General features: G+C 45.0%; 9 protein-coding genes. 5 read left to right on the forward strand and 4 right to left on the reverse strand.

What is annotated here, in order from left to right; translation table 11 throughout:
- Positions 1–38 precede the first annotated feature (38 nt).
- The gene (locus QUB51_RS25910; RefSeq protein ID WP_333263834.1) at positions 39–5,750 is read right to left on the reverse strand and encodes a DUF4114 domain-containing protein; all 5,712 of its coding nucleotides are present in this window, start codon (positions 5,748–5,750) and stop codon (positions 39–41) included.
- Positions 5,751–7,710: 1,960 nt separating this feature from the next.
- Here QUB51_RS25910 and QUB51_RS25915 point away from each other — a divergent pair.
- The 3 genes from QUB51_RS25915 to QUB51_RS25925 all read left to right on the forward strand — a co-directional run bounded on the left by QUB51_RS25915 (position 7,711) and on the right by QUB51_RS25925 (position 9,339).
- Positions 7,711–8,124: a hypothetical protein gene (locus QUB51_RS25915; protein ID WP_333058111.1), complete on the forward strand. Its 414-nt coding sequence runs from the start codon at positions 7,711–7,713 to the stop codon at positions 8,122–8,124.
- A 413-nt stretch (positions 8,125–8,537) separates the two neighbouring features.
- The gene (locus QUB51_RS25920; RefSeq protein WP_333058110.1) at positions 8,538–8,720 is read left to right on the forward strand and encodes a hypothetical protein; all 183 of its coding nucleotides are present in this window, start codon (positions 8,538–8,540) and stop codon (positions 8,718–8,720) included.
- Positions 8,721–8,793: 73 nt separating this feature from the next.
- Positions 8,794–9,339 carry a site-specific integrase gene (locus QUB51_RS25925; RefSeq protein WP_333058109.1) on the forward strand — a complete coding sequence of 182 codons (546 nt, stop codon included), beginning with the start codon at positions 8,794–8,796 and terminating at the stop codon, positions 9,337–9,339.
- A gap of 35 nt (positions 9,340–9,374) precedes the next feature.
- Here the strand turns inward: QUB51_RS25925 and dnaB are convergent, their stop codons facing one another.
- Positions 9,375–10,730, reverse strand: coding sequence for a replicative DNA helicase (gene dnaB, locus QUB51_RS25930; protein ID WP_333058107.1), 1,356 nt, complete (start codon positions 10,728–10,730; stop codon positions 9,375–9,377).
- A gap of 116 nt (positions 10,731–10,846) precedes the next feature.
- On the reverse strand, positions 10,847–12,670 hold the full coding sequence (locus QUB51_RS25935) for a hypothetical protein (RefSeq protein ID WP_333058106.1): 1,824 nt from the start codon (positions 12,668–12,670) through the stop codon (positions 10,847–10,849).
- 18 nt (positions 12,671–12,688) lie between these two features.
- Here QUB51_RS25935 and QUB51_RS25940 point away from each other — a divergent pair, with 18 nt between their 5' ends.
- Complete coding sequence (locus QUB51_RS25940) at positions 12,689–12,979, forward strand: hypothetical protein (RefSeq protein ID WP_333058105.1); 291 nt, start codon at positions 12,689–12,691, stop codon at positions 12,977–12,979.
- Positions 12,980–13,807: 828 nt separating this feature from the next.
- Here QUB51_RS25940 and QUB51_RS25945 read toward each other — a convergent pair.
- A complete protein-coding gene (locus tag QUB51_RS25945; protein ID WP_333058104.1) occupies positions 13,808–15,565 on the reverse strand; it encodes a helix-turn-helix transcriptional regulator in 1,758 nt (585 codons plus the stop codon).
- 20 nt (positions 15,566–15,585) lie between these two features.
- On the opposite strand from QUB51_RS25945, the gene QUB51_RS25950 reads away from it, so the two are divergent.
- Positions 15,586–15,768 (forward strand): hypothetical protein, encoded by a 183-nt coding sequence (locus tag QUB51_RS25950; RefSeq protein WP_333058103.1) that lies wholly within the window; start codon positions 15,586–15,588, stop codon positions 15,766–15,768.
- Positions 15,769–15,910: the final 142 nt, after the last annotated feature.

Below are 15,910 nucleotides of genomic sequence, written 5' to 3' on the forward strand. Positions count from 1 at the left end.
GGGTCATTTTTTAACGTTATATGCTTGCTATGTAAGCATTATAACCTATTTTTATCGTATTTTATGTTTAAGTCCCGATAAGGAATTCCTTCCGGCGTCATTCCGTCCGCATCCAACAGTCGCACCGTTGGGTCGCTAATATTGTTTATCCCTACCAAAAGCGTACCCCGCACCGGATACTGACCCGCATTTTTTACAGCTAAATCGGCGTAAAGAATTTTGCTGCTTGAATTGAATGAAGTCTGTTTGTATTCTGCTTCCAGACTGCTCGAAACGTCCTGCAAGCGATTGAAATTGACTGGTACGTTAGGGGATACATCCTCGGAGGGCGATGCTGTTACAGGAGCTGTTGGAACCGCTAAAGGTTGAATGGCAATTGAGGTGATGCCGACTTGCGTTGCTGTATCGCTGTCGTTGTTGACCAACCGTATTTGCAGTGTAGCAGCCGTACCATCCGCTATTTGCGATAAATTTACACTGATATTAGAGCCGTTGAAAGTAACGCCTGCTGCTAGTTGGGGAGGCTGTCCTTCGGTGAAATTGAAGAAGCTGTTGAGTCCCGTTCCTACAGTGTGAACTAAAGAGCGACCGCTGGCATCGACTAAGGCTATTTCAAAAGCATCCTTGATGGAGTCGGAGTCTGCCCTGTCGAAGTTGAGACCGGCGATATTCACAGTAAGCGTTGACGGCACTGCTGGAATTGTAATGGGCCGTTCTAACTTTTCTGTGAAGGATGTTCCTTCAGCCAGCCATATAACGCCTGAGTCAGTAGCTTCGGTGCGGGTAAAAGTTCTGCTGGCGGTACTCTCGTTGCCGGCCTTGTCTGTGGCAGTGGCGGTGAAACTGTTGCTGCCAATAGCTAATGTTACTCCTGCAAACTCAAAGCGTCCTGTAGAGTCAGCAGTAGTTATAGCTCCTGTTTCAGCTAGAATAACGGTAATTCCGGGGTCGGTTTGCCCGGTTAAGGTGACGGTGGAGTCTAGGGTTTGCCCGTCTGCAACGGGGGGAGTGTCGAAAGCTGGGTTTAAGCCAAATGTTAGTTCTGGCGGTGTCGTGTCGAGGGTGAAGGGGAGTTCAAAGGTGTTGGTGTTGCCTTCCGAGTCGGTTGCAAGCAGGTATAGGGTATACGTGCCGTCTGTTAAGGTGTTGCCGTTTACTGTGGAGAGTGTGTTGGGGGTGAGTGCAAAGCTGCCGTCGGAGGTTAGCAAGTCTTTAAGTTCAATGCCGGTAGACTCTCTCGAAAAGCTGGCGCGGAAGCTAGCAATGTCGCTGGCATCGGTAATTGTTCCGCTGATGGCGGGGTTATTGGTGATGCCGTCGGTACTGTTAGAACCGGTGTCGTTAACTAGCGCTGCTGCAATTGCGGGGGGCGCTGTGTCTGATGGCACTTGGCTGTTGGCGTATTCTATCAGTTGCTGTCCGAGAGTCGTATTGCGCCATTCTCTGTCAGGATTGATAACTGCAGAAAGCAGCGGTGCGTTTCCTGTTGCCCCAAGCACTGTGAAGATAAGGTCATTGTAGTCGCTGTCAGAGTTAGCGGCTGACATATCTTCCATCGCAAAAGTGTTCCCCGTACCTGTTGCGTCGGCGATCGGCAACACGTAAGATGTATCGTTGGGATTGGCATTCGCAATACTGAATAAGGGGCGGTTTCCGGAGTACCAATTTCCCCAATATGAGGATTCGAGCGATGACTGCACTGTATCGTTGGGGACTAACATGACGGCAAAGGTGTCACCTGGGGTCATATTGAAAGTTTTGATACCCTGATATTCGCCGCTGTTCCACTCCCCGTCGAACGGCATCGCACCGGTGAATTTTGCTCCTTCTATCGAGTCGCTGATGACAATGTGGCCGTCGGTGGAATTGCTTAAAACTCTACGCAATGCTTCGGCAATGAATTCTGGAGTTCCTGGTGTAAATGCGGACATTCCTGCCAGGCTGAAAATTCCGACTTCGCCTTCAAAGGAACCGCCGTCAAATACATAGTCAAATCTGACTTCTCCTTGATTATCTACAAGAAAAGTACCGGGGATTGGCGGTAAATTGGCTGTAGTTGTTATTGATAAATTTGTTGGGGGATTTGTATTGCTTTGGAAGTCGCCAGTACGCTGTGTTGAATTGGGTTGAATGTTGGCAATACAGTCCGAAAATTGAGCCGGTTCTTCTGCCTCTAACGGCAACAAACCGCTTGTTATATCTGCGGCTTGGGGCGCAATTTCGGTATCGGAATACGCAGGTTGAGCGGCGGCGGTTTCTGTTTGAGTTGAATTGCTATTATAAGTGTTTGAATTTGGTTCGGGTGGGGATTTAAGAGTTGAGGGTGAAACGCTAGTTTCGACTGAGGCTATCTGTGCCGTACCTGCTGCTGTTTCTGATGGAGTTGAGAAAAGTGTCTGTATAGGAGAATCGGTTTGTACGCTAGAGTTTGAGTGGGAAATTAGCGGGTCGGGTTCGAGAGAATTAACGACAGTTGCCGGGGAGTTTTCAGTCTCTAATTCTGCTGCTGTGAAGGTGACAGCGATGTCCGTATCAATTGTATCCGCAGTGAATTCAGCAAGAGCGAAATCGTCTGTTTTTGGTGGCAATTGTTGGCTTTCAAATTCGGCTGTTATTTCAGCAACAGGGAGTTCGCGTTCAACCGTATCATCCGCTTCGGGTGCGGCAACAATTGATTCGGTTTTTGTCACCAATTGTTCTGTTTCAAATTCGCCTGTTATTTCAGGGAAGGTGGTGTCATCTTCAATTAAATCGGCAACGTTTTCTATTTTTGTAGCAATAATCTCAGCGGTTGTTGTGGGAAATTGTTCTGTTTCAAATTCGGCTGCGTTTTCGGTAACATCCCGGTCAATTTCTTGGATATCAACAGCTTTAGATGCGGGAATAACCTCAGTAATTTGGGTCGGCAATTGTGAGGCAGCATTAGGAAGATTGTCATCGGTTTCTCTTGGCAATTCTTCGCCAAAATTATCGGCAATCTCAGATGTTTTTGCAGGAGGCTGTGACGCGATGGGAGTGGGAATCAGCAGAGTTTCAGCGGTTGGTGGAGAAGCAGCATTATTTACAGCATAGTCGGCTTCAGCCGGCAATTGAGGAATGCGATTAGTTGCAGTTGTGTCGGTTTTAATTGATTCAGTATCTGCTGACTGGCTGACAATAAATTCTGCTGATACTGGCAGTTCACTTTCTGAATTTAATTCATTAGGGATAACACTGGGTGTCTCTGGGGGAGAGGCTGTTTGTTCTATTTGTTGCGATTCTTGATTATCAGATTTGCCAACTGTTGATGTTTCTGTTGGCTGCGATTCTTGACTATCAGATTTGCCAACTGTTGATGTTTCTGTGGCTGGTGATTCTTGACTATCAGATTTATCAACTGTTGATGTTGCTGTTGGTAGTGATTCTTGAGTATTGGATTTGTCAACTATTGATGTTGCTGTTGGTAGTGATTCTTGAGTATTGGATTTGTCAACTATTGATGTTTCTGTTGGTTGCGCTTCAGGGCTGTCTGAGTTAGCAACTGTTGCTGCTGTTGGCTGAAGTTTTTGTTGGTCGTTATCAGCAGTTATCGATGGTGTTTCTCCCTGGGATTGATCGCCGGAATTAGTAACAGTTGATTCTTGGGTAAATTTCGGCTCTGATTTATCCGATTCACCCTTCAGTTTTTGAACTAACTGGGAGTGAATTGATGCAGAGAAGGAGTCAACTAATTCGCTGAGGGGAACTATTTTGGATGTAGCGCCCGTGACACGGAATGTGATATCATCGTAATCGATATCGCTTCCTTGAATTAGCCCCATGTCTTCCATGGCGAAGAGTTGGCCTTCGCCTGTAATGTCGGCAATTTGACCGATACTGAAGGTGTCGCTGGGATTGTCTGTAGCTATTGAAAATAGGGGTTTTTTGTCGTCGCCGATTGCGGGGTTGTCGTATACTTGCTGTACGGTGCCGTTGGGGACTAGCATGAAGAAGAATTTGTCCCCAGGCGTCATGGCAAATGTTTTTGTGCCGAGATATTGCCCGGAATTGAGGTTTTCTGAGCTGTTAGGATCGGTGTAATATGCTCCTTCTAAATCGTCAGAAATTGCGATGTAGCCCTTTGTCGAGTTGCTTAAAGCTCGACTTGCTGCTTCTTTGATAAATGCTTCGGAACCGGGAACGAATTTTTCCATTCCGAGTAGGCTGACGATGGCTAGTTGTCCGCTATACCAGCCGCCGTCGGATGTGAATTGTATGCCGACTATTCCTTTTTCATCGACAGTGAATGCGTTTGAGTCAAAGTTAACGTTGGTTGGGGGAGTTGAGGTTCGATCTGGTTCTGGGGTTGAGGTTTTATTTGGTTCTAGATTAGTGGCGGTCTCTAAGTTGTTGGTGGATATTTCGGTAGGTGAGGTTTGGTTGGATTCTGATAAATCAGAAGCTGACGCAGTTGCAGGTGATGTTTTGTTGGATTCTGATAAATCAGAAGCTGACGCAGTTGCAGGTGATGTTCGATCTGGTTCAGATTTATCAGTCGTTGATGTAGTTGCAGGTAATGTTCGATCTGGTTCAGAGTTTTCAGCGGCTGATGCAGTTGCGGGTAATGTCTGATCTGGTTCAGATTTATCAGTCGTTGATGCAGTTGCAGGTAATGTTCGATCTGGTTCAGAGTTTTCAGCGGCTGATGCAGTTGCGGGTGATGTTCGATCTGGTTCAGATTTATCAGTCGTTGATGTAGTTGCAGGTAATGTTCGATCTGGTTCAGAGTTTTCAGCGGCTGATGCAGTTGCGGGTAATGTCTGATCTGGTTCAGATTTATCAGTCGTTGATGCAGTTGCAGGTAATGTTCGATCTGGTTCAGAGTTTTCAGCGGCTGATGCAGTTGCGGGTGATGTTCGATCTGGTTCAGATTTATCAGTCGTTGATGCAGTTGCAGGTAATGTTCGATCTGGTTCAGGGTTTTCAGTGGCTGAGGCAGTTGCGGGTGATGTTGTATTTTCTCCTGAATTGTCAGACGTTGATGCAGTTGCCGGTGATATTTTGTTTGGTGATGACTCGCTTTTGAGTGTAGTCTCTGATGATAAGGGCGTTTGGTGTTCTTCGGGTTTTGAAGTCGTTTCAGCGGTAGCGGGTAATGGCGTTTTGTCCGAATCTTTTTCGCTCGTGGTAGATGCAGTTACAACGGGTAATGTTTTGTCCGAATCTTGTTCTGATTTTGTGGAGGCGGTTGGCGATAATTGTGTTTTATTTTCCAGCAATTCATCGGGAACAGCGGTTGTAGCTGCTGTGGTTTTATTTAGTTCTGAGCTGCTGATTGACGAGTTGACTGGAGGTATGTCAGTCGCAGATTTATTAGAATCAGAAGAAACGTTATTTGATGCAATTCGATTCGGGTTGATTAGGGGGTCTCCTAAGTCGGAGTCGAGTTTACCAATTAGGGGGTCAACTTCAGAATTTGTTGTATCCCTGAGAGTGCTGTTAGTTATCAGAGGGCTGGTGTTGGCAGAAGGTATGCTGTTAATATCGGAGGCTTTATTAATAATAAAAGCATCAGTTTCTGTTAGACTGAATTCGGATGCGGGTTCGCTTGCTGGTTCTATTAAGTTTAAGTTAAGTTGTTCGGATTCGGATGATTCTGCCGAAGCTTGATATAATAAAGGTTTTGAGGTTTGAATTCCCGGCAGCAGAGGGGGCTTTGTCGGGGCAAGTCCGGGAATTAAGGATTCCTGTTTTTCTATTAAATGTTCTCCAATCGGGTCTGTTAAAGGCACTCGCTTGCACTCCTGATTTGAGGGTTAAATAATAGTTTTGGTAAGCTTGGATGCGTCACTTATCTTTTTGAGGAGATGCGAGTTGCAATTATGTTACCCGCTTTGGTCGAGACGCCTGTTTGAATGGAGTTATAAGGCTCTTCCGTACTCCTTAAACGACTGTAGCCCGCCTTCGCTATTGTTACTCGCTTTCGCTATTTATTGAGTCCTAGACTCAATTTATTCAGTCCTAGGCTCAATTTATTCAGTCCTCGATTCAACGGGTCAATTTTGACACTATCTGTAGTGGTAAGGCAGGGAGCGGCGTATCATACAAGTAGAGTCTATGCGTCCAGGACTATTATTATTGATTGTTTTGCTTGATGTTCGAGCTCTCAAACTGTCTGTTGTAGGATTAACAGTCAAGGTAGGGGTTGCAAAATTTGTGCTTTTGCTACTTTTTTGGGGAAAACGCAATCGAAACGGCTTTGTTAAAGTCATGGCTGCACCCTGGATTTTTAATTGATTGATTTGGCGTTGAGCAAATTCGAGGAATCTTTACTTACGCTTACTCCTACGACTGCGCTCAACTTGTTGCTCATCCTTATTATCGGCTAGACTAGATTATAAATATATTAGTTACAATACTGAACTTTATAGTTTTTGCTGCTGCGAGTCAGAAAATAATTCTGTATATTTACTGAGAGTTGTATAACTTATGTTAAGTCTTTATAAAAGTAACTGTTTTCATGCGAGAAAATACTTAAATCAGGCAGGAAAATACTTAAATTAACGAATCCACTCCAAGCTTCCTAAGCGCCCGTTTCTTCTTGCTCGGCTGCACCGCTTGGAAAGTCATTCACTGCTCGGACACCCGACCCACTTCGGGCAAATCCAGCAGTGGCGGCGGTGTCAGCAACCTGACTCTCAACTAGAGCGAATTTTCGGGTCTTCCGTACTTAGTGTGCCAAAATATTAGTTTAAGTAGTGAGAAAGCCTGATGAACCGAAGCGTCAATAAAAGTTTCGACGCATATACAAAACTATTAAGCAGTTCTCGAAGAACGCTGTCAAATTTTATCGGCAACTATGACAGAACCCATCAAAAATCTTACCAATTATTATTGGTGGCCACAAAACTGTTCGCCTTCAGAAGGATAACCGCTCGTTGCGCGGCAAATTTCTCTCAATAATCATCAACGAGCGCTCGCCTTGCGAGGGTGAATATATTCACTTGTTTACTAATTGTTAAAGTAGCTAAATTTACCGAAATTGGTGACAGCTTTCCTGCCCAACTTCTCCAGAGGTTGGGGTTTTTAAAATAACACAAGCAAATGAAGTTTTTTTTCGCCATCATCACGGGGGTAACCAACCCGGATTTGGTATCACATAAGTTTGTGTCACTTGAACCATAACTTGGCAGTAGCCACGCAGAATTATGCGATCGCTTCCTCTATAGGGGTACGAAGTTCTAACCATTGCAGGCATTGTTAGTGCCATTTTATAGTTCCATCTAGCGTGCCAAGATATGGGTGAAGTGGCAGTTCGGTAATGTCCGATTAATTTTTGATTAACCTCCGCGCCTACCGCCCTTTGAGCGGCTAAAAAAGTCAGCTACTGAAACCACTCTCCGCAGAGAGTGCTAATTGTGACGACTGAATGCTCATCCGCCAATGTCCCGTTCGCATTGGCGCCCGTCACGCGCGAGGCGATCGCAAAGAAAGAAAACACAACTTTTCGCTTTCCTGAAACCGCTTAGATCCTCGTACAGCAGGCCGGGACCGTGGAATAAATTATCAGATTAGGTGGATTTCTCCTCAGTTAATCATCCAAAAGGATGAAGTTAATTCTCCGGTTCTTCAGCCCATATAGCCATGCTGCACCATGTTGTCAACTGTTGCAATCTAACAAAGGTTAGCAATGCTTACCGCAAAAATTTGATTGGGAGTTTTTTGTTCAGATGACTATCGCAACTATCAACGATGTACTATTTCCGCCTTTCCTTTTTACCACCCTATGAATGCTTAGCCTCAGCATTCCTGCACGAGCCTGAAGCAGCCCAATTGGAAGAACTCACAAACAATCGAACCGAAGTAAATGTGGCAACAGCCGCAGCGCAATCCGACGGTGCCGGCAGCGAGGTAAATGGAGCAACAATTGAAATTGAGAACCCAGCCAGCACCCATCGCTTTCGCCATCGGTGTACAGGCAAACAAACACCGAACGAACCTGCAAAACCTATTGATTTTGCCGCACATTCAGGCGCAAGCACGACCTCAATTCCTGCCGTTAATACTTCGCTGATTTCACTCTTAGCTTGCTCGCATTCATTGCCAGCGCCATTAAAGCTGCTGCACCGTCCCTGGGCTTGCTCGCATTCATGTCAATGGTTCTGATTCCTCTGTTGAATGGTTGCAGGCTCAAATCAAAAATAGGCTGGAAGATTCTCCAGAATTTGTGATGCTTCTCATCCTCAAGCTTGCTCCCAAAGCGGTTATTGCAGACAAGGAGGGCCTTCGCTACTTCTGACAGAGGTAAAGGTGCGCGTTCGGCGTCAAGACGGTGAACCAAAAGTTTCGATCGCCAACCAATTAACCAGCGCGCTTGTTTACCCTCCAAAACTTATAACAATGCTTTTGCTCGCCGACTGCAATGGCATTTTTTTTTGCATAAGTGAGGGAAGCTCTTTTCCGAAACATTCATAACTTTTTATTAAGGAGGAACGAAAATATCACAAAAAATTGCAAGTTGAATCAAAAAATAGTATAATCAAATTATATAAGCGCCAGTTTTATTTGCTCGTGCCGTTATGGCAGCCCTTGAACCTGTTACCTTCCGAGAACTCATAGACGCGATCGCCACCTTGCCAATTATCAATTTGCCTGAGAATTTAAGTCAGTTGAGTAGCAATAAAAGCCATCTAACTGCAATAAAGGGCGCGGGCTCCGGCATCGGAGGCGCGGCGCCCCGCAAGTGTCCCATCAAGCGATAAAAGCTTGGAGGCAGACTTGACGTAATGTCCCTTTCGTCCAATAATCAAGGAATTTACTCTAAGAGGCTGCGCCGTGAAGGTTCTTGGGAATGGGCGCGCTAAGATTTTGACGCCCGCAGAAATTGACCGACTGTTTGACCGGGGTTTTATTACAGCAAGGGACAGGCTTTTGTTTGCTGTAACTTTTTACTGCGCCTGCCGCATTTCAGAGGCGTTAGCTTTAACAACTCACGACATTGTTGGGGGGTCAGTCACGTTGCGGAAAGCGACGACAAAGGGGAAATCAGCAACGCGAACGCTGCCGCTCCATCCTATACTGGCTAAGTATTTAAAGGCTTACAATCCAAATGTGGGTTTTTTGTTTCCGGGGCGAGACAATACGAAGCCTTTGACTCGCGCTCAGGCGGATGTGATTTTTAAAGAAGCTTGCAAGCGGGTAAGAATTAAGGGAGCTTCAACGCATTCCATGAGGCGGACAGCACTCACGAACTTGAGCAATGCTGGGGTGCCGCTGCGGGTGATTATGGAGATTTCGGGACACAAAAATTTGTCGAGTCTCCAGCGCTATTTGGAGGTACAGCCGGAACAGCTTGTCAAGGCGATCGGGCTCTTGAAGTAAGGCGACAGAGCTCAATATTTTCCTGTCCTTTAATATTACGGCAGTTTATAGATATTCCGAAACCGACAGCATTCAGCATCAAACAGCAACTTAACCGTTCCCGTTCCGCTATTGCGGCCTTTCAATCCAATAATTTCAGCGATTCCCCGATCGGGAGAATCAGGATTGTAATAATCGTCCCTGTAAACTCCAAGCACAACATCCGCATCCTGTTCAATTCCACCAGAGCCACGCAAATCTGATAAACTCGGACGTTTATTTGTGCGAGTCTCTACCCCCCGATTGAGCTGGGAAAGCAGCACAACTGGCGCGTCAACCTCGCGAGCCAAAATCTTCATCTGCCGCGTAATTTCGCTAATTTTATTGACAACATTTTCATCCGCCGAATTCACCATTAATTGCAAGTAATCAAGAATTACCAAACCCAAGGGGCCGCGCTCACAAACAAACTCCCTAATTCTGGAACGAATCTCCAAGGGAGACGGTTCCAAACTTTCGTCTATCCAAAAATCAGCATCGCTAACTTTCCCTAAAGCCGAAGCTAGCACTTCGTACTTACCAGCTAGGTTAACTTTCCTGATATCTTTCACCGACACCCCACTCTCAAGTGCCATTAGTCGCGCTGCCAAGTCCCGACCTGGCATTTCCATCGAAAACATCAAAACTCGACCGTTCGTGGGAAGGGAAGCAATGTTGTAGCCAAGGGCACAAGCCAAAGCTGTTTTGCCGCTGCCGGGGCGACCTCCTATGACAATCAATTCACCTCGGTAAAATCCCCCTCCCAATAGGTCGTCGAGGTCGTAAAACCCCGTGCTGATTCCAGGAAAGTAGTTAGCAGTCTCCAAGCGCTCTTCCTCAATTTCATCTAGATATCGCCAAAGCTCTCCGCAGTATTCGGAGAGAGGTCGAATAGCTTTTTGTCGCTCTTCTCTGTACTTATTGAGGGCAAAAATCTTTTCCTCGGCTTTATTTAGTATCGCATCCAATTCGGTGGAAGTCTCGTAGCCAAGCTGCACGATGTCATTGCCAACTTTGATGAGTTCGCGCCGGACAAACTTGTCCATGACTAGCAAGGCATACTGGTCGATATTGACGGCTGAAACAGTTCGGTCTACCAGCATTACCAGTTTGATTTGACCTCCTACTACTTCCAGCAGGTTGTGGTTGTCGAGGAAGGTGGTGATGTTCATCAAATCTGTGGGCTGTTCTAGAGAATGCAGCACCAAAGCGGCCCGATAAATATGTTGGTGGACTGTAATTGCCAATGCTTCGGGACGCAGAATATTTGCGATTCTTTTAATGGCTATTGGATCGATAAGAATTCCACCTAAAATTGCTTCCTCTGCATCAATATTGCTCGGAATAATTTTGTCAACAAAACTGACTGCCATGTCGGGTATTCTCCTTTGATATTGTTGCTAATTCAACTGTGCGAAAAGTTGTCTAAAAGATTAAAAGCTGTCTAAATGGGTTGGATGATCACTGTTTTCACAGAAGAGCTAAATAGCTAAGTAGTAGACAATTTGTTCACAATTTGTTTTGCTTGCTGAGGAAATCGCTGTATCCACTGCAAGTAAATTTGCTGCTGAATACCTAGCGCTGCGAAAGCTTCTTCGCCTAGTTCTTGGAACTGTTCGGATAACTTTCGGTGAGTTGTTAATGGCATATACTGAGGGTCAATATAATCCTCAGTTATTCTTGTTGTCTGTGCAGAAGGAGAATTTTTTGGAGTTGGAGAAGAGCCTGCTGAAGCTGGAGACGAAACAACATTTGTTGGGTTCGAGTTTGGAAAACCATTAGTTTTTCCCCACCAACGACCGCGCAAACAGTCAACAATCCATCCTGAAGGGTTAGATATTGGCTTTGTTTGGCTTCTGATTTGCAGCAGGTTTATGGCTGCTTGAATTTCTTCTAAGTTGTACTGGAGGACGCAAACTCTCAATTCGGGATTCATCCCTCCTGTGGCTTGCATAACTATCTCGACAATCTGAGTCGCATCGGGGTTTGTAATTGCAATCGCTTCAGAGTTATGAATTGCATTAGGGTTGGCAATTTCAGTCGTTTCGGAATTGACAATTGCAACCACTTTGATAATTTCAGTTACATCAAGGCTGGAAATTACAACCGCTTCAGAATTGGAAATTGCAACCCCTTCAGAATTGGAAATTGCAACCCCTTCAGAATTGGAAATTGCAACCACTTCAGAATTAGAAATTGCAACCACTTCGACAATTTCAGTTGCTTCGGAGTTAGCAATCGCAACCGTTTCGGCAATTTCAGTTACATCAGGGTTGGCAATTGCAATTAGTTCGACAGTTTCAGTTGCATCAGGGTTGGCAATTGCAACCGCTTTGAGAATCTCAGTCGCATCAGGATTAGTAATTGGAACGGCTTTGACAGTTTCAGTCGCATCGGGGTTGGCAATTGCAACCGCTTCGACAATTTCAGGAACTTGGGGAGTAACGGGCGAAGATATTTCAGGACTTAACGGGACAGCTTTATTGGTAAGTATTGGTGATTTGGCGGCAGAGATTGTTGGATTGTCGAGGCTGTTGAGTTCTGTCAGCAGTTTTTGCGGGGGTTTGGAGGTCAAACCTATTTGTTCAGAAGTGTAAGGCATTGCCACATCGACTGCCTGACTGTTATCTGAATTAATTCTCAGACATTCAGCGGTTGGGGCGGAACATTTATTTTCAGTACAGGTTTTTTGTTCTTGTTCTGAATTTTTATTTAATTCAGTGCTTTTAGATTTGATTTCAGTTACAAGCTGTGGTTTTTTATCTGGTGATGTTAAATTTTCTTCCTCTTTAGAAAAATTTAAAAAAACAGCAGCAATGTTTTCAGTGCTTTGCTGTCCTTTTTTATCCTTTGTAAAGAGTACGGCACCATCAGGGTTTGAACCCCCTGTTTGCTCAATTTTTGGCTGGTTCAGTCGATTTTTTGACTGCTTACTCAGTTTTTGGAATTTTGAATTGGTGTGAGTGAAGGGGCGAACGTCGCCCAGGTGCTGCACTGCTATGCGAAAAATGCCACGCCCGTAGTTTTTGAGAATTTTGACCAAGCCGAGTTTTTCGAGCTGTCTGAGCGCTGCCCGCCTGGTGTTGGGGCTGTAGGGCTTGCCGTTTCGGACTCTTGTGGCTCGTTTTTCGCCCAAGGGGATGTCATAGATGTCGATTTCCTCTGGTTTGCCGCCGATGCAGGTTCTGTACAGGTAGAGGGCGAGTTTGATGGCGCTGGGGGTAGCGCCTTCGAGTACGTCGGCCAGGGCTTCGTAAATTGAGGCATATCTGGTGAGTGGTGGTTTGTGCCAGGTAGTTGTATCTGCAACCATTTTTTGTTCGCGGGAAAAATGAGCGTGTCACTTTTAGCGGCTGTGGTAGCTACTAGAAGCGTGCGAGAGGGGTTGTTATGGATTTGGTCGGATTTGGTCGCGGGGTATCCGCTCGTGCTTGCAGCAGGAAGGCGAGATGCGCTCCATCGCGCTGCATTGGCGATCGATCGTCGAGCCCGTGCGATTATTTTTTCCATCCTGCCAGGTCGATCGTCGCGGGATGTGGTGGCGGATCAGTCTTATCAGACTTATAAAAGTTGTAATCAAAAGCTGAAATTTATATATAGCAAGAGTTTCAAAAAATCATAATCCTGGGATGTGGATAAGATTATCCTGGGATGTGGATAAAATTGTCCTGGGATGTGGATGTTTTTGTAATCAAGCTTAAACCCATATACTGTAAGGGTTTAAGCTCGATTTTTTAAGTTTTTTTTATGATTACACGGCTGCTGTCAGCTTGATTACGGCAACTAGCCCTTTAGGCTCGCTGGATCTCGCTAATTCTGAAAATAGGAGTATTTGAATGCGTTCACCTGCATAGCTATCCGCGAGATACCGGACAAAACTGGACAACCAGCTCAAACCAGTAAAGATACAGCCCGGTAAAGTCTGGACTGAGGTTGCGTTAAGAAAGTCATGGCACCCGCAAGATACGCAGCCAGCCCCAGGCTCTGTCGCTGCGATCGCTCAAATTGAATAACAACTTGAATAACCAATCTTTTATTGATCGGGCGTAAAAAATTTTTGCTTGCTGTTGATTAGTAAGGCTTTTGCTGGGTAACATCAAAATTCTCTAACGTGCCTAAAATCGACACAGCGCAAGGTCAAAGTTTTTTATCTGCTTGAAGTCACGATCGTAGGATAAAAAACACTAACCCAATCTATGAGCAGCTTTGGGTAATACAATTTCTCTAAAATGCTGCTACAATGCGGGTCGAGTACCCAATACAATTAGATTCGAGCGGTACAAACTACTGTTGCATTATTTTGGAGAAGTGGTATAAGTTTTCCGAAGCAGCGACCAGTGAGGCGACGAGTCAGTTTGGTACGAGTACCGCGCCCCAAAACTGAATTCAACAGCCGACAAGTTTCAAACCCCCATCGATCTAAAATCTCCAATCTCAAATGCGATCGACTTCACTCAGCGATATCCAATAGAGCGAGCAATTTAGTCTCTATTTCCGGGCTGACAGTCCGCTGACCGCGCTCTATCTGAGCAATCAGCGACTGTGAAACCCCCAACCAACCAGCTAATTTTCTCTGAGTCCACCCCTTACCTTCACGGGCTTTTCGCACGGAAGCACCTGCTATCGAGAGTGGTTTTGCCGAAGCGCGCTTTAATTGTTTGGGTTGGGTCTTCTTTGAGATTAAAAGTGGGATGGGTTCTGGCTGAAGGATGGTAATTTTGGCCGCCAGCCAGCATTCCAGGTAGCCTTTTGGGTTTCTTTCCTTGTTCTCAGGCTGAAGTTTATCTGGATAAGTTTCCGGGTCAAATTCTATTTGCCACTCCAGATTTATTAATAGTTTTAAGGCACTATCCCAGCTCTGCTTTAATTTGTAGGCTTTGCGATTATCGCTGCGAGCTGAGTCAATTTGTGGAGATGGTAAAATCGCTTTTAGTAGCGTTAAGACTCGGTATTCACCACTGGCGTGAAATCGGCTTTCTATGGTGACATGAATTGCTAGTCTTAAGGCAAATTCGTTATGGTACGGATCGATTCTCAGCACTTGCTGGGAAAGATAGCCAAACTGATATAACGCTTCTCTCGACTTGGCTCCAGCTCGGTTCAAAAAATCCTGAGTCCACAATCCGGGTTGGACTGTGATGTAGATTTCATGGGGGTTGTCTATCTTACCTTCAAAATTTAACTGACCTTGGGGTTTGATGTAGACATTCCACATTCTCCCTACAGGAGCACTAGCTATAATTTGCCCTTTCTTGTTCATTCCCTCAATCCAAACAGCTTTGACCAACAAACAATCAAGGGCAAATGCTGTATTAGCAATCTCTAGCAGTTTTTCTATTTGAGTTTTTTTGTGATTTTTATCCCATCCCATTTCCTTAACAATATCGCTGGCTTTTAGTGTAAAGCTGCTGTGCCAAGGAGTTTCTTGTTTCATGGTATGAGCTGCAAAAATAATGTGCAATTTTGCGCTGGTAAACCCAAACTTATCAATGATTTGCTGGGCTTCGTTCCAAGGCAGCAGGGTAATGTCACCTGGGCTGGAAATGTAATGCTCGATATAATTGTTTGAGTTACCCTTTGCTTCATGTTGAAAAACAGCAATACTGCTGGCAGCTTCATACCACAAATCAGGTCGGATCTGCGCGCGGAGACTGGAAGCCATCAGAGCTGCTGTTGGAACAGCTTCTACAGATTTATTCTTGAATAATGGGGGTTCGGTTACTGGAATTGGAAGGGGTGCAAGTTCTAAGATTTTTGCCAACTGAGCTGCTGATAGATTTTGTATATTTATTTGTTGTAGTAATTCATCGGCAGCATGATATCCACACGCACTAATTATCTGAGATTCTGTCCGGGATTCGGATTTGGGTAAGGATGCGTCAGGGTGAAAAGCGATCGTTCCAGGCAGAATATCCGATAGGTTTTCTCCTCGATTCCAGAGTTCTAATTGATTCAGTATCCACTCTGCATTCTTTTCCAAAAAATCTGATGTCAAGTATTTCTCGAATGTTTTTTCAATAGTTCCTAATAATTGTGGGGTGATTTTTAAATCGCGATACGGTAAGTGTTTTATTCCACTGTTTTGAGATATAATTGTTTTCAAAGCGTGATGCAATCGGGTAGCAATATTCACTAATATTGAATATAGGAGTTTACCTTCTCTACCTAGTTTGAGAGCGTATTGTTGGATGCGATCGCGGTCTCTCATAAGGACAATGTGTTTTCAGGTTGCCACATATATCGAATCAAGCAAGATTTAACCCGCCGACTATTAATGGTAAACTCCTCAAGGCGATCGGTGCTTGCTACAACCAACAAAAAGCTGTTTTGCGATCGAAATTACCGTCAGACAGAACAACTTATCAAAAAATTCACAAACTGACTCACAAGCTTGCATTGCCTCATGGATAACTACCTCCACAATGCAATTCGTTTATTATAGATTGTCTGGCAGCTAATCAGATCGAAGGTGATCGATAAAAACGATGGGTAGAAACAGTCGATCGATTTCAGCAGACAGCCCGATCGAAACTTTGTTGTTATACCAAATTCA

This window comes from Microcoleus sp. AT8-A3, from assembly GCF_036705675.1.
Lineage (GTDB): Bacteria > Cyanobacteriota > Cyanobacteriia > Cyanobacteriales > Microcoleaceae > Microcoleus.